Source organism: Flavimobilis soli, assembly GCF_002564025.1.
In the GTDB taxonomy this organism is placed as follows: Bacteria; Actinomycetota; Actinomycetes; order Actinomycetales; family Cellulomonadaceae; genus Flavimobilis; species Flavimobilis soli.
On the sequence record NZ_PDJH01000001.1, the window covers coordinates 2,786,987 to 2,804,309 of the forward strand.

A 17,323-nucleotide genomic window follows, 5' to 3' on the forward strand; every position below is an offset into this window, starting at 1 on the left:
ACCACCAGGTCGCGGGGCCTGCCGGACGGTGCTAGCAAGGACGCATGGTGCAGCTCTTGACGGTCGGCCACGGCACGCTCGACCGGGCGGGGCTCGGCGAGCTGCTTCGTGCGGCCGGTGTGGCCGGGCTCGTCGACGTCCGGCGCTTCCCGGGTTCGCGACGCAGCCTCGACGTGGCGCGGGACGTGCTGCCGGCGTGGCTTCCCGACGAAGGGGTGTCGTATCGGTGGGACGAGCGCCTCGGCGGTCGCCGCCGCATCCCGCCGGGGGAGGAGCGGCGCGACACGTGGTGGCGTGTCGAGGCGTTCCGCGCCTACTCCGCCTGGACGCGCACTCCCGAGTTCGGCGAGGCGCTCACCGAGCTGCTTGACGACGCGGCCGCGCGCACGGTCGTGATCATGTGCAGCGAGTCGGTCTGGTGGCGCTGCCACCGGCGCGTCATCTCGGACGTCGCCGTGCTCGCCCGCGGGGTGGAGGTGCGCCACCTGATGCACGACGGCCGCCTCGTCGACCACGTCCCTGCGGAAGGCGCACGGCTCGACCGCGGCGGGGTCGTCTGGGACGGGCCTGCCTGAGCGGAGCCAGGATGTCCCGACCGGTTCATCCGGGGGACGCCCCGCAGACGATCTGCAGACATCTGCCCAGGTCAAGGTCTCGGTGACGGTCCGGACGGACCCCTCCCGAGCCTTGAAGGACGACGATCCCATGTCAGTGCACAGCCGCTGGACGGCCACCGCTCTCGCCGCCACGATGACTCTCGCCCTCGCCGCGTGCGGCACCGGCGCCGCTGCAGACAGCCCTGCCACGTCCGCGTCAGGTGGCGCGTCGAAGGCCGCGACCGCCCAGACCGCCGCCGACCTCGGCGGCCTCGACGCACTCGTCGCGGCAGCGAAGGCCGAGGGGCAGATCAACGTGATCGCGCTCCCGGACGACTGGGCCAACTACGGCGCCGTCAAGGCCGGCTTCCAGAAGAAGTACGGGATCACGGTCAACTCGATCCTCCCGGACGCCTCCTCAAAGGAGGAGATCGCGGCTGCCGAGGCGAACAAGGGCACCGACCAGGCGCCTGACGTCTTCGACTTGGGTACGAACGTCGCACTCGAGTCGACCGCCTACTTCGCGCCCTACAAGGTCGAGGCGTGGGAGAAGATCCCCGCCGAGAACAAGGACGCCTCGGGCCTGTGGGTCAACGACTACACCGGCATCATGAGCGTCGGCTACAACGCGACGAAGTACGGCGAGATCACCTCGCTCGACCAGCTGACCGACGAGAAGTTCCGCGGAGCGGTCGCGCTCAACGGCAAGCCTGCAGAGGCGGGGGCCGCGTTCAACGGCTTCCTCATGGCCAATGCTGCGAAGGGCGGCACGTTCGACGACCTGCAGCCGGGGCTCGACTTCTTCGCGAGCCTCGCCGAGGCGGGCACGCTCAACGTCAAGGACGTGACGGCCGGCACCGTCGACGCAGGCGAGCACGGCGTCGTCATGGATTGGTCCTACAACCAGCTCTCGACGCAGGCGCGCCTCGCCGAGAAGGGCGTCGAGTGGAAGGTGTTCGTCCCCGAGGGCGGCGAGATCGCATCGTTCTACAACCAGGCCATCAACAAGGACGCGCCGCACCCGGCGGCCGCACGCCTGTGGCAGGAGTACCTGTTCTCGCCTGAGGCCCAGAACCTGTGGCTCGCCGGGGGCGCCCGCCCCGTGCTGTTCGACGCGCTCGAGGCTGACGGAACTCTCGACGCGGCCGCGGCCGGCTCGCTCCCCGAGGTGTCCGGTACTCCGCAGACGCCGACGATCGAGCAGGCCGAGAAGGCCAACGCCGTCCTCGCGCAGAGCTGGGAATCCACGGTCTCCTGATGGTGACTGCCACCGTGCCCGTCGGGCGCGCGCACACCGCGCGCCCCGCAGCTCCCGCTCGCGGCCGGGCCGTCGCCCGGCTGCGAGCGGGAGCGGGCCTCGCCCCCTTCTTCGGGTACACGGCCGTGTTCCTGCTGCTGCCGACGCTCATCGTGGTCGACGGCGCCTTCCGAGGAGCCGACGGCGCGCTCACGCTCGACGGGCTGCGGGACGCTGCGACGGCCCGCACCGCGCAGGTGTTCTGGACCTCCACGTGGCTGTCCGCCGTCACGGCGGCGATCGGTACCGTCGTCGGCGGGGTGCTCGCCTACGCGCTGTCCACGGCGCCGGTCACGAGCGTCCCGCGGAAGGTGCTCACGGGCTTCTCCTCGGTCCTCGCGCAGTTCGGCGGGGTGATGCTCGCGTTCGCGTTCATCGCGACGCTCGGCACCAACGGCATGGTGACGCGGCTCGTGTACGAGCAGCTCGGACTACAGGTCCCGCCCGACCTGCTGTCGAGCATGACAGGCCTCGTCGTCGTGTACGCCTACTTCCAGGTGCCGCTCATGATCATCGTCTTCCTGCCGGCGCTCGACCGGCTGCGCCCGCAGTGGCGCGAGGCGACCGCCGTCATGGGCGGGACCACCGCGCAGTTCTGGCGCCGCGTCGCCGGGCCGATCCTCCTGCCCCAGGTCCTCGGGGCGTTCCTGCTGCTGTTCGCTAACGCGTTCTCGGCGTTCGCGACCGCGGCTGCCCTGATCTCGCAGCAGACGGTCCTCGTGCCGATGGCGATCGAGTCGGCGATCCGCAACGAGAACAACACGGGCATGGACTCGTACGCCCAGGTGCTCGCGCTCGGCATGGTCGTGGTCGTCGCCCTGGTCATGGGCGCGCACGCCCTCCTGCTGCGCCGAGCCGCCCGCTGGACGAAAGACGCACGATGACCGCCCCCACGCTCACAGGTGGCACCTCGCACGCTGGCCGTGCCAGGCGACGTCAGGCCGTGCTGCGCCGCACCGTCCTCAGCGTCGGGACGGTCGCGATGCTCGTCCCGGTCGTCGCGCTGCTCGAGTACTCCGTGCGGTTCCCGCTCACAGGAGCCGTCGACCTCTCGGCATGGCGGAAGATCGTCGCGGGCCGCACGACCGAGTACCAGTCGCTTGCGCCGCTGTGGTCCGGCCTGACGAGCTCGCTGGTCATGTGCGCGCTGACGGTCGCGATCATGCTCGGCCTACTGCTGCCGACCATGGTGTGGGTGCGGCTGCGTGCGCCCCGGGCGGCTCGCACGCTCGAGCTCGTGTGCCTGCTGCCGCTGTCCATCCCCGCCGTCGTGCTCGTCGTCGGCCTCGCGCCCGTGTACCGCTTCATCGCAGGGACGCCGCTCGGCTCGTCTACCGTCTGGCTGTCGTTCGCCTACGTGATCCTCGTCCTGCCGTTCGCATTCCGGGCGCTCGACGCGGGCCTGCGGGCGATCGACCTCGTCACGCTCGCGGAGGCCGCCCGCACGCTCGGCGGCGGCTGGTCCCGGATCCTGCTGCGGGTCGTCGTGCCGAACCTCCGCCCGGCGATCGTGTCCTCGTCGTTCGTGACGGTCGCCGTCGTGCTCGGGGAGTTCACGGTCGCTCGGCTGCTCGCGCGCGAGAACCTCCAGACCGCCCTGTTCCAGGTGAACCTGTCCGACAGCCAGGTCGCCGCCGCGATGGCGTTCGTGCTCCTGACCGGCACGACGGCGCTGCTCGTCACGCTCGAGCTGCTCGCCACACGCACCGCCCGCACCGCCCGTCCGCGCAGCGCCGAGCCGTCTCGGCCCGGCGTCGGGCGCGAACCTCGAGGAGCCCGTCGATGATCACCCAGCCCGCCCCGACCATGCGCACCTCCGCCGACGCCGATCCTCGGCCCGAGGCGCTGGACGCAGCTACCGCTCGGCGTCGTGCAGGTGACGGCGACGCGTCCGACGTCGTGCTCGACGGCCTGTGGCGTCGTCTCGGCGACGTCCAGGCTCTCGCCGGCATGAGCCTGACGGTCCCGGCCGGGACGCTCGTCGCGCTGCTCGGCCCGAGCGGCTGCGGCAAGACGACGGCCCTGCGCGTGCTCGCCGGGCTCGAGGACCTCGACGCCGGCGCGGTCCGGGTCGCGGGCAGGGACGTCTCCCACGTCCCGGCGCACCGTCGTGACAACGCGATGGTCTTCCAGGCGTTCTCCCTCATGCCGCACATGACGGCAGGCGAGAACGTCGCCTTCGCGCTCGAGCTGCGCGGCGTCCCGCGCCGGGCGCGGGCCGCGATCGTCGACGAGCACCTCGAGCTCGTCGGGCTGGGCTCGCACCGCGACCGGTACGCCCACCAGCTCTCGGGAGGGCAGCAGCAGCGCGTCGCCCTGGCACGCGCGCTCGCGGTGCGGCCTTCTGTGCTCCTGCTCGACGAGCCGTTGTCCGCTCTCGACGCCAAGGTGCGTGTGTCGCTGCGTGACGAGATCCGGCGCATCCAGTCGCAGACCGGCATCACGACGCTGTTCGTGACGCACGACCAGGAGGAGGCTCTCGTCGTCGCCGACCAGGTCGCGGTGATGCGCGCAGGCGCGGTCGTGCAGGTCGACACGCCGCGAGGGCTCTACCAGCGGCCGCGCGACGAGTTCGTCGCGACGTTCATCGGCGCGACGAACCGCGTGCGTGCCCTCGCGTCGGACGGGATCGCGCTCGTCGAAGGGTGGGGGCCCGTGCCGCTCCTGCCTGGCTCGGCACAGGGCGAGGTGACGCTCCTCGTGCGCCCTGAGCACGTGCGTGTCGGTGCCGCGGACTCCCGAGATGCGCGCGTCGCGGACGTGACCTTCCTGGGCACGCACGCCCAGGTGCGGGTCGCGCTCCCAGGGCGGCTCGACGTCGTCGCGCAGCTCCGGGTCGACGACGCCGCCTCGCTGCGCCCTGGCGACGCGGTCGGTCTGACGTTCGACACGGTGCCTGCGCTCGCCGTCGAGCGCTCGGCAGCCGACGGCGTGGACGTGCGCTGACCTGGTGGGCGCGGCGGCCTACCGGATGGTGCTGAGCACGTCGTTGCACACTGCGACGAGACGTTCGCGCAGCGCGCTCGCGCGGTCCGCGAAGCCGCGCTGGCGGTCGGAGTACTCGGCCTTGCCCTCGGGCGTCTCGATGGCGACGGCAGGCAGGCCGTACGACGAGACGTCGTACGGGGAGGCCTGCATGTCGAGGTAGCGCACGTCCCGTGCCAGCTCGAAGCAGTCGAGCAGGAGCGTGCCCGGTACGGCGGGGCCGAGCTTCTCGGCCCACTTGAACAGGTCCATGTTGGCGTGCAGGCAGCCGGGCTGCTCGAGCTCGGGCTGGTTCTCACGCGTCGGCTGCAGCCGGTTGAGCGGCGCTGCCTCGGGCGTGAAGAAGCGGAACGCGTCGAAGTGCGAGCACCGCACGGGGTGGGTCTCGACGACCTCGTCGGTGCCGCGGGCGCCGAGGCGCAGGGGGAGGGGGTGCCGGGTCGCGTCACCCTGGCGGTAGACCATCGCCCACTCGTGCAGGCCGAAGCAGCCGACGTTCGCGGGGCGGCTCGAGGTGCGGGCGAGCAGGTTGCGCACGTAGCGCACCGTGTCGCCGCGATCGGCGAGGAACGCCGCGACGTCGAGCGTCACGCCGTCGCCGTCGGGCGCGTGCCAGCGCCAGGTGAGGCGCTCGCGGACCTCTGTGACGTCGTCGGCTGCCGAGCCCGGCAGTAGCGTCTCGCCGACGCCTGGGTGCCAGCGGCGAAGGCGCGCCGGTCGTGCTGCGTAGTACGTGAACAGGAAGTCCTCGACCGCGTGCTTCTCGCCGTGCTCGCGGCGCTCCCGGAAGACGGCGGTGAGCTGGTCGGCGCGTCCGGCGTGCGTCGCCAGGGCCTCGCGCCACTGCGCGGCCTCGAGGGGGCGGCGGCGCGCGGTGGTGCGGTCCGGGGCGGTCATGCTCATCCGTCCAGGCTAGGGCACAGCGCCGCAAGACGGCCGTGCCTCTGGCCGTTGGCGCGGGCAGTTCCGGGCGCCGAGCCCTCCCCGTGGGACCGTCCGCCGGGTCGACGGCGCGGGGCTAGAAGAGCGCCACCTTCGGCGCCGGGGGGAAGATCTCGTCGAGCGCCGCGAGATCCTCGGAGGAGAGACGGCGCACGGCACGCGCGTTCTGCGCGACCTGCTCCGGGCGCGTCGCCCCAGCGATGACCGACGACACCTGAGGGTGCGACGCGAGCCACGAGAACGCCACCTCGATCTCGGTCATCCCGCGCTCCGACGCGAACGCGGCGAACCTCTCGAGCTGGTCCCAGTCGGCCGTCTCGAGCAGGTAGCGCCGCGAGTGGGTCAGGCGCGAGCCCGCAGGGGCCTCGCCCCTGCGGTACTTGCCGCTGAGCAGGCCGTTCGCGAGCGGGAAGTACGGGAGGACCCCGAGGCCGTACTCCTCGGCGGCCGGAAGGACCTCGAGCTCGGCACGTCGGTCGAGCAGGTTCAGGTGGTTCTGCGCCGACACGAACCGCTCGGTGCCGATCGCCCGAGCCACGTGCTCGGCGTCGGCGATCTGCCAGCCCGCGCGGTTCGAGTGCCCGATGTAGAGGACCTTGCCCGCGTGCACGAGGTCGTCGAGCGCCCGCAGCGTCTCCTCGATCGGCGTGCCCAGGTCGGGAGTGTGCAGCTGCAGCAGGTCGATCCGGTCGGTCCCGAGCCGACGCAGGGACCCCTCGACCGCGCGCACGATGTAACGACGCGACCCGCGGGCACCCCTGTCCGGCCCGTTGAGGCCGCCGACGTCCATGCCGAACTTCGTCGCGACGACGACGTCGTCACGCTCGCGGCCGAGCGCCGCGCCCAGCAGCGTCTCGCTCAGGCCCGGCTCGGCGCCGTAGCAGTCCGCGGTGTCGAAGAACGTGATCCCCGCGTCGAGCGCCGCGCGCACGACGGCGTTCGCGCCGTCGGCGTCGCGCGTCACCGTGCCCGCACGCCCCAGGTTGTTGCAGCCCAGTCCGACGACGGACACGACGAGACCCGAGCGGCCCAGACGCCGCAGCCCCGGCCTCACCTCGGGCGAGGACTCGGTGGCGGGCGTGGTCGCGGAGGCGGTCTGCGGCGTCGTCATGGGGCCAAGGTAACCGCGCCGGGCTCAGGCGAGCGAGCGCACCACCCGCGCGGGGTTGCCCACGACGACGACGTCGCTCGGGACGTCGCGCACGACGACCGACCCGGCACCGACGACGCTCCGCGCGCCGATCGTCACGCCCGGAAGCACGACGACGTTCCCGCCGAGCCACACGTCGTCCTCGATCGTCACGGGCTCGACGCGCTCCCACCCGGCGCGCCGCGCCTCGACGTCCATCGCGTGCTGGGGCGTGTAGATGCGCGCGGACGGACCGATCAGCACGTTGCGGCCGATCGTCACGCGGCCGCCGCCGAGCGCCAGGAAGTCCGCGTTGATGAAGGTACCGTCGCCGACGTGCAGGCGCGTGCCGTAGTCGAGGTACAGCGGGGGGCGGAAGTCGACACCCTCGCCGACCGAGCCGAGCATGTCGCGGAACATCTGCTCGGCGGCAGGGCGGTCCGTGTCGTACAGCTCGGTGATGCTGCGGCACGTGCGCTGGGTCGATGTCGTCATCTCCGCGAGCGCCGGGTCGAGGCGGTAGCGGTACCAGTCGCCCGCGACCATCTTGTCGTGCTCGCTGCGGGGATCGTCGGCGGCGTCGGCCGGGGGAGCGCTGAGAGTCATGGCTCGAGGGTACGGCCGTGCGGGCCCACCATGTGGTCGACAAGGGTGCGCGGGGCGCGCCGCGGCTAGCATCCTGGCCCATGACCTCGAGCACCGACGACGTCGCAGAGGCGACGACGCACCCGCGTGACGCCTACACCCACGGGCACCACGACTCGGTCCTGCGCTCGCACCGCTGGCGCACCGCCGAGAACTCCGCCGCCTACCTCCTGCCGCACCTCGCGAGCGGCCTGAGCGTCCTCGACGTGGGTTGCGGCCCCGGCACGATCACGGTCGACCTCGCTCGGACCGTCGCGCCGGGCGTGGTGACGGGGATCGACACCTCTGCCAAGGTGCTCGAGCAGGCGACGCAGTTCGCCGCCGACCAGGGCGTGCGCAACGTGACGTTCGTCGAGGCCGACGTCTACGAGCTCCCCTTCGAGGACGACGCGTTCGACATCGTGCACGCGCACCAGGTGCTCCAGCACCTCAGCGACCCGGTCTCGGCGCTGCGCGAGATCAAGCGCGTGACGAAGCCCGGCGGCATCGTCGCCGTCCGCGACGCCGACTACGCGGCGATGGCGTGGTACCCGGAAAACGAAGCGCTCACCGAGTGGAACGCGCTCTACCACGAGGTCACGACCGCGAACGGGGCGCAGGCGGACGCCGGGCGTCGCCTGCTCTCGTGGGTCCGCGAGGCGGGCTTCCCGGCCGAGGGCATCACGCCGTCCGCCGGCGTGTGGTGCTACGCGACCGAGGCCGACCGCACCTGGTGGGGCAACCTCTGGGCAGACCGCTGCCTCTCCTCGCAGTTCGGCATCCAGGCCCGCTCGACGGGTCTCGCCGACGACGTCGCGCTCGAGGAGATCGCCGCCGGCTGGCGCGACTGGGCCCGTGAGCCCGACGGCTGGTTCGCCATCACGCACGGCGAGGTCCTCGCGCGGAAGTAGGCTGGGACTCGTGCGTATCGCGAGATTCTCCCAGGGCAACGATCCTCGCTATGCCGTCGTCGACGGCGAGCCGGGCCACGAGGTGCTCCGTGTCATCACGGGCGACCCGATCTACATGCCGGTCCAGGAGACCGGCGAGGTCGTCCCGATCACGGACGATGTCCGGCTGCTCGCGCCGGTGATCCCGCGCTCGAAGATCGTGGCGGTCGGCCGCAACTACGCGGACCACGTCAAGGAGATGGGCAACGACCTGCCCACGACCCCGCTGCTCTTCTTCAAGCCGAACACGGCCGTCATCGGCCCGGACGACCCGATCGTCCTGCCGTCGTTCTCGAACGAGGTGTCCTACGAGGCCGAGCTCGCCGTCGTCATCGGCAAGGTGACGCGCAACGTCAGCCCCGAGCAGGCGCTCGGCAAGGTCTTCGGCTACACGGTCGCCAACGATGTCACCGCGCGCGACGTGCAGCGGGCCGAGGACCAGTGGGCACGTGCCAAGGGCTTCGACTCCTCGTGCCCGATCGGCCCGTGGATCACGACCGGGCTCGACCCCGAGGACCTCGCCGTCTCCTCGCGCGTCAACGGCGAGACCCGCCAGGACGGCCGGACGTCGCAGATGATCTTCGACACCGCCTACCTGATCTCCTACATCTCGGAGGCGTTCACCCTCCTGCCGGGCGACGTGATCCTCACCGGCACGCCTGCCGGCGTCGGCGAGATCGTCCACGCGGACATCGTCGAGTGCGAGGTCGAAGGGGTCGGCGTCCTGCGCAACCCCGTCATCCGCCGCGACTGAGCCGGCCCCACCAGCCGAACCCCACCCGAACGACCCGAAACCCAGGTGCGTCTTGACCACTGACACCGTCTCGCCGATCCCGTCCGGCTCGGACATCCGCGTCCGCTTCTGCCCGTCCCCGACCGGGACGCCGCACGTGGGCCTGATCCGTACCGCGCTGTTCAACTGGGCGTACGCCCGACACGTCGGCGGCACGTTCGTGTTCCGCATCGAGGACACCGACGCTGCGCGCGACTCCGAGGAGAGCTACCAGCAGGTCCTCGAGGCCCTGCGCTGGCTCGGCCTCGACTGGGACGAAGGTGTCGAGGTGGGCGGGCCGCACGAGCCGTACCGCCAGTCGCAGCGTGGCGACCTGTACCGCGACGTCGCGCAGAAGCTGCTCGAGGGTGGCTACGCGTACGAGTCGTTCTCGACTCCCGAGGAGATCAAGGAGCGCAACCTCGCGGCCGGGCGCCCCGAGGCGATGGGCTACGACGGCTTCGACCGCGACCTGACGGAGGAGCAGAAGGCCGCGTACCGCGCGGAGGGTCGCGAGCCTGTGCTGCGCCTGCGCATGCCCGACGAGGACGTGTCGTTCACGGACCTCGTCCGCGGCGAGGTCACGTTCAAGGCGGGCTCGGTCCCGGACTACGTGATCGTGCGGGCCAACGGCCAGCCGCTCTACACGCTCGTCAACCCGGTCGACGACGCGCTCATGGACATCACGCACGTGCTGCGCGGCGAGGACCTGCTCTCGTCGACGCCGCGCCAGGCGGTCCTGTACCGCGCGCTGCTCGAGCTCGGCGTCGCGAAGGTCATGCCGCAGTTCGGCCACCTGCCGTACGTCATGGGCGAGGGCAACAAGAAGCTCTCGAAGCGCGACCCGGAGTCCAACCTCTTCCTGCACCGCGAGCGCGGCTTCACGCCCGAGGGCCTGCTCAACTACCTGGCGCTGCTCGGCTGGTCGATCGCCGCCGACCGCGACATCTTCTCGGTCGACGAGCTCGTCGCGGCGTTCGACATCGCCGACGTGAACCCGAACCCGGCGCGCTTCGACCTCAAGAAGGCCGAGGCGATCAACGCGACGCACCTGCGCATGCTTGCGCCCGACGACTTCCGTGCCCGCCTCGTGCCGTACCTGCACGCGGCCGGTCTCGTCGCGGCTGACTCGTACGACGCGCTCCCTGGTGACCAGGCCCGGCTGCTCGACGCGGGTGCGCCGCTCGTGCAGGAGCGCATGACGCTGCTGGGCGAGGTCGTCGGGATGCTCGGCTTCCTCTTCGTGGCCGACGACGCGGTCGCGCTCGACCCCGAGTCGCTCGCCGCGCTCGTCGACAAGAACACGTTCAAGGGCGTCCTCCCGGGCGTCGAGGCCGTGTTCGACGAGCTGCCCGCGGACGCCCCGAAGGGCACGCCGCTGTCGCTGTCCGAGGCGTCGAAGGAGCAGGTGCGTGAGCGTCTGCGCGCGATGCTCGACGTGGCGGTCTCGACGATCGAGGGCCTCACGTCCTTCGACCCGGAGACGACGCAGGACGCGCTGAAGGCTGCCCTCATCGAAGGCATGGGGGTCAAGCCGAAGTTCGCGTTCGCGCCGCTGCGCGTCGCGATCACGGGTCGCCGCGTCTCGCCGCCGCTGTTCGAGTCGATGGAGATCCTCGGCAAGGAGTCGTCGCTCGCTCGCCTGCGCGCGCTGCGTGCCGCGCTGTGACGGCGAACCGCATCGAGGGCGTCCTTTTCGACGTCGACGACACGCTCGTCGACACGCGGGGAGCCTTCGCGTCCGCGATGTCGGTGCTGGCCGACGTCTACCTGCCGCACCTGCCGCGTGAGCAGCACGCCAACGTCCTCGCCACGTGGCGGCGCGACGTCGGCGGGCACTACCGCGCGTACACGCGCGGTGAGGTGGACTTCCGCACGCAGCGCATGACGCGTGCGAACGAGCTCCACGCCGCGTTCGGCGGTCCGGTTCTCGACGACGCCGGCTTCGACGTCTGGGACGAGGTCTTCGAGACGGCGTTCGCCGCCGCGTGGCACGCGTTCGACGACGCGCCGCGCGCGGTCGACGCGCTCCTGGCTGACGGCGTCCGCGTGGGCGCGCTGTCCAACGCCGCGGTCGAGTACCAGGTGCGCAAGCTCGCGACGGTCGGGCTGGGGGACAGGGTGCCGATGCTCGTCGGCGTCGACACCCTCGGCGTGGGGAAGCCTGCGCCCGAGGTGTTCCTCGAGTCGTGCCGCCGCCTCGGTACCGACCCGGCGCACACGCTCTACGTGGGCGACGAGCTCGACATCGACGCGACCGCGGCCCGCCGTGCGGGTCTGCGCGGGGTGTGGCTCGACCGTCCGGGGACGCGCCGTGGCGGCGTGCACCTCGAGGACCCTGCGGCCGCCGCCGAGGCGGGGGTGGACGTGATCGCGACGCTCGACGCGCTCCCGGGCATCGTCGCGGAGACCCGGGACGGCGTCCCGACGCTCTGACGTCCGGGTTCTCGAGAGCCGAGGACGTTGCGGCGTCCCGAGCACCTGCCGCTGGGACGGGCCGGGGAGCGGGCGTGCCGGGGGACGCTCGGGACAGGCTGCCCGTGACCATGGTTCCCGGCGTGAGGTCCAGGACCCGGCGCTAGCTGAAGGATCCGGGGGGTCCGCGTCAGCGGACGGACGAGTCCCAGCGCCACCGGGTGCGCCGAGGCCGGTCACCGAGCGGGATGCGTCCCGTGCACCACAGGAGGCGCTGCCCGGCAGGCTCGCAGGCGAGCGAGTCGGGCACGTCCGGGAAGAGGCGGGCGAGGACCGCCGCCGACATCTCCTCGGGCAGGTCTGTGCTCTCGCCAGTGAGCCCGATGTGCACGTCGTGCGCGTGCACGAGGATCTCGAGCACGCCCATCGCGGCGAAACCCTCGGAGTCGGACAGGCCGAACGGGTGGAACGCCCGCACCTGCGGGCCCGACGCGGTCACCTGCGTCGCGAGGAGCGCGGCTGCGGCGCGCAGCGCCTCGGACAGGCCGAGCGGCCCGCTCTGGGGGTCGACGTGCGCGATCTCCTCCTCGCCGCGCGGCCCGACGAGCGGGACGTAGGCGAGCGGAGCCTGTGCGGCGAGCTGGAGCGCGTAGGCGATGAGATCGTCGATCACGTGCTCGACCGTGCGCCAGCACGACCAGGCGAGGGTGCCTGCGTAGCGCGAGAGGTCCGTCGCGGACGCGTTCTCGAGCAGGGAACCGAGCCAGCCAGCAGCAGCGACGACGTCCTGCCCGGAGACGCGGTCGGCAAGGGCTGCGCCGGGCGCACGGGAGCTGGGAGGCGTGATCACGTCTCGACAGTAGGTCAAAGTGATGGGATGACCCGGGTCGAGACGGCTGGTCACGCCGAGGTGTTATCAGGCCGAGACCGTTCCGAGACGTTTGGGCGAAGAGCGTCGCCGGCTTCAGCGGCGTCTCGCGCGCCAGCAGCGCGTGACGTAGGGCAGCGCGACCTCGTCGCGGCGGGCCAGGTCGGGGTGGGTGCGCGCGAGCGCGTCGACGTCGTCGAGCAGGGCCTCGCGTTCGTCCTCGGGGAGCGTGAGCACGTGGCTGCGCGACGCCGCGAGGTCGCGCAAGGCGGTGGTGCGGATGCGGTCCGCCCAGGGGAAGTCGGCGTGCTCGACGTCGGTGAAGTCCTCGGACAGCAGGGGCGGCCCGTGCGAGGACCCGAGGTCGTCGCCCCGGTGGATGATCTCGGTGAAGCGGGCGACCCAGTCGACCGTGTGGTCGCGGACGTTCCACAGGACGCCGAGCCGACCGCCCGGGCGCAGGACGCGAGCGATCTCGCGGCAGGCCGCCTCGGCGTCGAACCAGTGCCACGCCTGGGCGACGACAACACCGTCGACGACGCCGTCGTCGACGGGGATCTGCTCGGCAGTCCCGCTGACGGCAGGGACCTGGGGAAGGGTCGCCGAGAGCTCCGCGCGCATCGCGTCGGAGGGTTCGACAGCGAGGACGTCGCCGCCTGCCTCGACGAGCCGCGCGGTGAGCTTGCCGGTGCCTGCGGCGAGGTCGATGACGCGCGGCGCCCGTCCGGGCTCCGCGGGGTCAGCGGTGATCCACGCCACGGCCTCGCGCGGGTAGGTGGGGCGGACGCGGCTGTAGACGGCCGCACCGCTGTCGAACGACGCGGCGCGGACGCGGCGCAGATCTTCGCCTGCCGGGACCGGGTTCGTGCTGGTCATGGCTCTACGCTCGCACGCGCTGGGGCGCCAGGCCAGGGGGATCTGGCCCGGTGCCCGGGCTCTCGGGGCGTGTCCCCGAGCGGTCGTGCGGCCGTCTTCCCGCACGCGCGGCGCTGGTTTTGACCCTCGGCGATCCTCAGGTAATGTTCTTCCTCGGGACAACCCCTGGAAAACGGGTCGGCCACGTGGAGCGCGAGCTTGGCGCGGTGCGGCGACGGACTGGCGGGTTACCCCCTTGGGGTATGGTGTAATTGGCAACACAACGGTTTCTGGTACCGTCATTCTAGGTTCGAGTCCTGGTACCCCAGCTGCGAGAGCGGCACGATCCTGCGGATCGTGAGCGTTGTCGTGAGCGTGAGAACCTCGGTTCGATCGCAGTTCTAGCCCCCGTCGTCTAGCGGCCTAGGACGCCGCCCTCTCACGGCGGTAACACGGGTTCAAATCCCGTCGGGGGTACGTCGAAGCCCGACCGCCATTGGCGGTCGGGCTTTTTCGTGCGTTCTCGCAGGTGCCGTCGGTGACCCGAGAGACGCTCGCTCGGGGGGGGGGGGGGGGCGAGGGTGCCCGAACGGGGCACCGGGAGCACTGCACGCCCGGGATCCTGCGCGCGTCGAAGTCCGTGGCGCGCGTCACACCGCGGCGATTGGCGTTCCGCCCCGACGTCTGTGTAATGTTCCTACCCGGCGCACAGCGCAGGCCATCTGGCCAGCGTGAACGTCAGTCCGGCCCCCGTCGTCTAGCGGCCTAGGACGCCGCCCTCTCACGGCGGTAACACGGGTTCAAATCCCGTCGGGGGTACGAGCAAGAGGCCCGGTCATCGTCACGATGACCGGGCCCCTTCTGCGTTCGGGGATGGACGGAGCTCAGCTCGCCGCGCGGCGCAGGACCTCGGTGAGGCGGTTGGCGGCAGCGACGACCGAGCCGGCGTGCAGACGGCCGGGCTGGCGGCTCAGGCGCTCGACAGGACCGGAGATCGACACGGCGGCGACGATGCGCCCCGAAGGGCCGCGCACGGGCGCCGACACGGACGCGACGCCGGGCTCGCGCTCGCCGACGGACTGGGCCCACCCGCGGCGACGGACGCCCGAGAGGATCGTCGCCGTGAACTTCGCGCCCTGCAGGCCGCGGTGCAGACGGTCCGGCTCCTCCCATGCGAGGAGGATCTGGGCCGCAGAGCCGGCCTGCATCGTCAGGGTCGCGCCGACGGGGATCGAGTCGCGCAGGCCGATCGGTCGCTCGGCGGCCGCGACACAGATGCGCTGGTCGCCCTGGCGGCGGTACAGCTGCGCGCTTTCCCCGGTATGATCGCGCAAGGCCGTCAGGACAGGGTTGGCTGCAGCAAGCAGCCGGTCCTCACCTGCGGCGGTCGCGAGCTCGTTGAGACGCGGTCCCAGGACGAACCGTCCCTGCATGTCGCGCGCCACGAGGCGGTGGTGCTCGAGGGCGACGGCGAGCCTGTGGGCCGTCGGCCTGGCCAGATGAGTCGCTGCCACGAGCTGTGCGAGCGTCGCCGGTCCGGCCTCGAGGGCGCCGAGCACCGAGGCGGCCTTGTCCAGCACGCCAACTCCGCTAGAATTGTCCATAGGACGATATTGCAGTCTCGCAGGCTGAGACGCAAGTGCAGAGCACGGCGAGTCGTCGCAATTCTTGAGCCGCTCCTCGCGCGAGGAGCGCTGCAGTGATCGAGAGGACGCACCATGGCGGGCACGCTGGCAGAGAAGGTTTGGGACGCACACCTCGTGCGTCGGGGGAGCGACGGCGCGCCGGACCTCCTCTACATCGACCTCCACCTCCTGCACGAGGTGACGAGCCCGCAGGCGTTCGAGGGCCTTCGCCTCGCCGGTCGCAAGGTCCGCCGCACAGACCTGACGATCGCGACGGAGGACCACAACACCCCGACGCTCGACATCGACCTGCCGATCGCCGACCTCACGAGCCGCACGCAGATCCAGACGCTGCGCAACAACGCCCAGGAGTTCGGCGTCCGCATCCACTCGCTCGGCGACGCGGACCAGGGGATCGTCCACCAGGTCGGCCCGCAGCTCGGCCTGACGATGCCGGGCCTGACTGTCGTCTGCGGCGACTCGCACACCTCGACGCACGGCGCTTTCGGCGCCCTCGCGTTCGGTATCGGCACGAGCGAGGTCGAGCACGTCCTCGCGACCCAGACGCTCCCGCTCGCCCCGTTCAAGACGATGGCGATCACCGTCGACGGCGAGCTGCCGCCCGGCGCCACGTCGAAGGACATCATCCTCGCGATCATCGCGAAGATCGGTACCGGTGGCGGGCAGGGCTACGTGCTGGAGTACCGCGGCGAGGCCATCCGCAAGCTCTCGATGGAAGCGCGGATGACCATCTGCAACATGTCGATCGAGGCCGGCGCCCGCGCCGGCATGATCGCCCCCGACGAGACCACGTTCGAGTACCTCAAGGGCCGTCCCCACGCTCCCGAGGGCGCCGACTGGGACGCTGCCGTCGAGTACTGGAAGACGCTCCGCACGGACGACGACGCGACGTTCGACGCCGAGGTCGTGCTGCACGCCTCCGACCTCGAGCCGTTCATCACGTGGGGCACCAACCCCGGCCAGGGCCTCCCGCTCTCGGCGAACGTGCCCGTCCCCGAGCTCATCGCCGACGAGAACGACCGCGTCGCCGCCGAGCGCGCGATCGAGTACATGGGCCTCGTGCCCGGCACGCCGCTGCGCGACATCAAGGTCGACACGGTCTTCATCGGCTCCTGCACCAACGGCCGCATCGAGGACCTCCGCTCCGTCGCGAAGGTCCTGCGCGGCCGCAAGAAGGCCGACGACGTCCGCGTCCTCGTGGTCCCGGCGTCGGCTCGTGTGCGTCTCCAGGCCGAGGCCGAGGGCCTCGACAAGATCTTCCTCGACTTCGGTGCGGAGTGGCGCAACGCCGGCTGCTCGATGTGCCTCGGCATGAACCCCGACCAGCTCAAGCCGGGCGAGCGCGCGGCCTCGACCTCGAACCGCAACTTCGAGGGTCGCCAGGGCAAGGGCGGGCGCACGCACCTCGTGTCGCCGCTCGTCGCCGCCGCGACCGCGATCCGCGGCACGCTCTCCTCGCTCTCCGACCTCGACCTGCCGGCCGACGTCGACCTGACGTCCTTCGACGGGACGCCGCTGGCGCCGCTCGACCCGAACGTCCTCGTTCAGGTCTGACCGCCGCACCCCGAGACCCCGAAGGGACCAGTTCCATGGAGAAGTTCACCACCCACACCGGTGTCGGAGTGCCGCTGCGCCGCAGCAACGTCGACACGGACCAGATCATCCCCGCCGTCTACCTCAAGCGGGTCACGCGCACGGGCTTCGAGGACGCGCTGTTCGCCGCCTGGCGCGGCGACGAGTCGTTCGTCCTCAACCAGCCCGCGTACAAGAACGGCAGCGTCCTCGTCGCCGGCCCCGACTTCGGCACCGGCTCGTCGCGCGAGCACGCCGTGTGGGCGCTCAAGGACTACGGCTTCAAGGCCGTCCTGTCCTCGCGCTTCGCGGACATCTTCCGCGGCAACTCGGGCAAGCAGGGCCTCGTCGCGGCGATCGCCGCCCAGGAGGACATCGAGCTGCTGTGGAAGGTTCTCGAGAACCAGCCCGGCACCGAGGTCACCGTCGACATCGTCGAGCGCACCGCGTCCGCCGGTGACGTGACCGTCCAGATCCACCTGGACGACTACACGCGCTGGCGGCTCATGGAGGGTCTCGACGACATCGGTCTCACGCTCCAGCACGAGGACGAGATCGCGGCGTTCGAGGCGAAGCGCGAGCCGTGGCGCCCGAAGACCCTGCCGGCGAAGCACCTGCCGAAGGTCGACATCGAGGCTGCGCGTCCCGTCGACGCCTGACATGATTCACGAC

At 71.6% G+C, this 17,323-nt stretch carries 17 protein-coding genes and 3 tRNA genes; 14 read left to right on the forward strand and 6 right to left on the reverse strand.

Going from position 1 to position 17,323, the window contains the following annotated elements; genetic code table 11:
* Window positions 1-44: 44 nt before the first annotated feature.
* The 5 genes from ATL41_RS12520 to ATL41_RS12540 all read left to right on the forward strand — a co-directional run bounded on the left by ATL41_RS12520 (window position 45) and on the right by ATL41_RS12540 (window position 4,839).
* A complete protein-coding gene (locus ATL41_RS12520; protein ID WP_098458768.1) occupies window positions 45-575 on the forward strand; it encodes a DUF488 domain-containing protein in 531 nt (176 codons plus the stop codon).
* Window positions 576-705: 130 nt separating this feature from the next.
* Window positions 706-1,854: an ABC transporter substrate-binding protein gene (locus ATL41_RS12525; RefSeq protein WP_098458769.1), complete on the forward strand. Its 1,149-nt coding sequence runs from the start codon at window positions 706-708 to the stop codon at window positions 1,852-1,854.
* The gene (locus ATL41_RS12530; protein WP_098458770.1) at window positions 1,854-2,777 is read left to right on the forward strand and encodes an ABC transporter permease; all 924 of its coding nucleotides are present in this window, start codon (window positions 1,854-1,856) and stop codon (window positions 2,775-2,777) included. The genes ATL41_RS12525 and ATL41_RS12530 overlap by 1 nt, the downstream gene beginning before the upstream one ends.
* Entirely contained in the window at window positions 2,774-3,679 is a 906-nt protein-coding gene (locus tag ATL41_RS12535; RefSeq protein ID WP_098458771.1) for an ABC transporter permease, read from the forward strand. The genes ATL41_RS12530 and ATL41_RS12535 overlap by 4 nt, the downstream gene beginning before the upstream one ends.
* Window positions 3,676-4,839 (forward strand): ABC transporter ATP-binding protein, encoded by a 1,164-nt coding sequence (locus ATL41_RS12540; protein WP_169924566.1) that lies wholly within the window; start codon window positions 3,676-3,678, stop codon window positions 4,837-4,839. The genes ATL41_RS12535 and ATL41_RS12540 overlap by 4 nt, the downstream gene beginning before the upstream one ends.
* 18 nt (window positions 4,840-4,857) lie before the next feature.
* Here the strand turns inward: ATL41_RS12540 and ATL41_RS12545 are convergent, their stop codons facing one another.
* From ATL41_RS12545 to ATL41_RS12555, 3 genes are all read right to left on the reverse strand, one after another.
* Window positions 4,858-5,775 carry a 3-methyladenine DNA glycosylase gene (locus ATL41_RS12545; protein ID WP_098459101.1) on the reverse strand — a complete coding sequence of 306 codons (918 nt, stop codon included), beginning with the start codon at window positions 5,773-5,775 and terminating at the stop codon, window positions 4,858-4,860.
* 121 nt (window positions 5,776-5,896) lie between these two features.
* The gene (locus ATL41_RS12550) at window positions 5,897-6,931 is read right to left on the reverse strand and encodes an aldo/keto reductase (RefSeq protein WP_098458772.1); all 1,035 of its coding nucleotides are present in this window, start codon (window positions 6,929-6,931) and stop codon (window positions 5,897-5,899) included.
* A 24-nt stretch (window positions 6,932-6,955) separates the two neighbouring features.
* Window positions 6,956-7,555, reverse strand: coding sequence for a sugar O-acetyltransferase (locus ATL41_RS12555; RefSeq protein ID WP_245854836.1), 600 nt, complete (start codon window positions 7,553-7,555; stop codon window positions 6,956-6,958).
* An 80-nt stretch (window positions 7,556-7,635) separates the two neighbouring features.
* Between ATL41_RS12555 and ATL41_RS12560 the strand changes: the two genes are divergently transcribed.
* From ATL41_RS12560 to ATL41_RS12575, 4 genes are read left to right on the forward strand one after another with little or no spacing between them, the layout of a single operon-like run.
* Window positions 7,636-8,484, forward strand: a complete 849-nt coding sequence (locus tag ATL41_RS12560; protein WP_098458773.1) for a class I SAM-dependent methyltransferase — start codon at window positions 7,636-7,638, stop codon at window positions 8,482-8,484.
* Between the two features lie 10 nt (window positions 8,485-8,494).
* A complete protein-coding gene (locus ATL41_RS12565) occupies window positions 8,495-9,277 on the forward strand; it encodes a fumarylacetoacetate hydrolase family protein (protein ID WP_098458774.1) in 783 nt (260 codons plus the stop codon).
* A gap of 52 nt (window positions 9,278-9,329) precedes the next feature.
* Entirely contained in the window at window positions 9,330-10,964 is a 1,635-nt protein-coding gene (gltX, locus tag ATL41_RS12570) for a glutamate--tRNA ligase (protein WP_098458775.1), read from the forward strand.
* Window positions 10,961-11,731, forward strand: a complete 771-nt coding sequence (locus tag ATL41_RS12575) for an HAD family hydrolase (protein ID WP_098458776.1) — start codon at window positions 10,961-10,963, stop codon at window positions 11,729-11,731. The genes gltX and ATL41_RS12575 overlap by 4 nt, the downstream gene beginning before the upstream one ends.
* Window positions 11,732-11,900: 169 nt before the next feature.
* Here the strand turns inward: ATL41_RS12575 and ATL41_RS12580 are convergent, their stop codons facing one another.
* Complete coding sequence (locus ATL41_RS12580) at window positions 11,901-12,560, reverse strand: hypothetical protein (protein ID WP_143556625.1); 660 nt, start codon at window positions 12,558-12,560, stop codon at window positions 11,901-11,903.
* Window positions 12,561-12,674: 114 nt separating this feature from the next.
* Entirely contained in the window at window positions 12,675-13,454 is a 780-nt protein-coding gene (locus ATL41_RS12585) for a class I SAM-dependent methyltransferase (protein ID WP_098458777.1), read from the reverse strand.
* Window positions 13,455-13,690: 236 nt separating this feature from the next.
* Here ATL41_RS12585 and ATL41_RS12590 point away from each other — a divergent pair.
* The 3 genes from ATL41_RS12590 to ATL41_RS12600 all read left to right on the forward strand — a co-directional run bounded on the left by ATL41_RS12590 (window position 13,691) and on the right by ATL41_RS12600 (window position 14,252).
* Window positions 13,691-13,762, forward strand: a tRNA-Gln gene (locus ATL41_RS12590).
* Window positions 13,763-13,837: 75 nt separating this feature from the next.
* Window positions 13,838-13,910, forward strand: a tRNA-Glu gene (locus ATL41_RS12595).
* A 269-nt stretch (window positions 13,911-14,179) separates the two neighbouring features.
* A tRNA-Glu gene (locus ATL41_RS12600) sits at window positions 14,180-14,252 on the forward strand.
* Between the two features lie 65 nt (window positions 14,253-14,317).
* Here the strand turns inward: ATL41_RS12600 and ATL41_RS12605 are convergent.
* Entirely contained in the window at window positions 14,318-15,037 is a 720-nt protein-coding gene (locus ATL41_RS12605) for an IclR family transcriptional regulator (protein WP_098458778.1), read from the reverse strand.
* Window positions 15,038-15,151: 114 nt separating this feature from the next.
* On the opposite strand from ATL41_RS12605, the gene leuC reads away from it, so the two are divergent.
* Complete coding sequence (gene leuC / locus ATL41_RS12610) at window positions 15,152-16,633, forward strand: 3-isopropylmalate dehydratase large subunit (protein ID WP_098458779.1); 1,482 nt, start codon at window positions 15,152-15,154, stop codon at window positions 16,631-16,633.
* A 35-nt stretch (window positions 16,634-16,668) separates the two neighbouring features.
* A complete protein-coding gene (gene leuD, locus ATL41_RS12615) occupies window positions 16,669-17,310 on the forward strand; it encodes a 3-isopropylmalate dehydratase small subunit (RefSeq protein WP_098458780.1) in 642 nt (213 codons plus the stop codon).
* The last annotated feature ends 13 nt before the right edge of the window (window positions 17,311-17,323 follow it).

What these genes read in the sequence shown, in the direction of transcription:
- ATL41_RS12605 (WP_098458778.1), bottom strand. Translation starts at nt 15,037, where the DNA reads ATGGACAATTCTAGCGGAGTTGGCGTGCTGGACAAGGCCGCCTCGGTG.
- ATL41_RS12540 (WP_169924566.1), top strand. Translation starts at nt 3,676, where the DNA reads ATGATCACCCAGCCCGCCCCGACCATGCGCACCTCCGCCGACGCCGAT.
- leuD (WP_098458780.1), top strand. Translation starts at nt 16,669, where the DNA reads ATGGAGAAGTTCACCACCCACACCGGTGTCGGAGTGCCGCTGCGCCGC.
- ATL41_RS12545 (WP_098459101.1), bottom strand. Translation starts at nt 5,775, where the DNA reads ATGACCGCCCCGGACCGCACCACCGCGCGCCGCCGCCCCCTCGAGGCC.
- ATL41_RS12585 (WP_098458777.1), bottom strand. Translation starts at nt 13,454, where the DNA reads ATGACCAGCACGAACCCGGTCCCGGCAGGCGAAGATCTGCGCCGCGTC.
- ATL41_RS12525 (WP_098458769.1), top strand. Translation starts at nt 706, where the DNA reads ATGTCAGTGCACAGCCGCTGGACGGCCACCGCTCTCGCCGCCACGATG.
- leuC (WP_098458779.1), top strand. Translation starts at nt 15,152, where the DNA reads ATGGCGGGCACGCTGGCAGAGAAGGTTTGGGACGCACACCTCGTGCGT.
- ATL41_RS12520 (WP_098458768.1), top strand. Translation starts at nt 45, where the DNA reads ATGGTGCAGCTCTTGACGGTCGGCCACGGCACGCTCGACCGGGCGGGG.
- ATL41_RS12555 (WP_245854836.1), bottom strand. Translation starts at nt 7,555, where the DNA reads ATGACTCTCAGCGCTCCCCCGGCCGACGCCGCCGACGATCCCCGCAGC.
- ATL41_RS12530 (WP_098458770.1), top strand. Translation starts at nt 1,854, where the DNA reads ATGGTGACTGCCACCGTGCCCGTCGGGCGCGCGCACACCGCGCGCCCC.
- ATL41_RS12535 (WP_098458771.1), top strand. Translation starts at nt 2,774, where the DNA reads ATGACCGCCCCCACGCTCACAGGTGGCACCTCGCACGCTGGCCGTGCC.
- ATL41_RS12560 (WP_098458773.1), top strand. Translation starts at nt 7,636, where the DNA reads ATGACCTCGAGCACCGACGACGTCGCAGAGGCGACGACGCACCCGCGT.
- ATL41_RS12550 (WP_098458772.1), bottom strand. Translation starts at nt 6,931, where the DNA reads ATGACGACGCCGCAGACCGCCTCCGCGACCACGCCCGCCACCGAGTCC.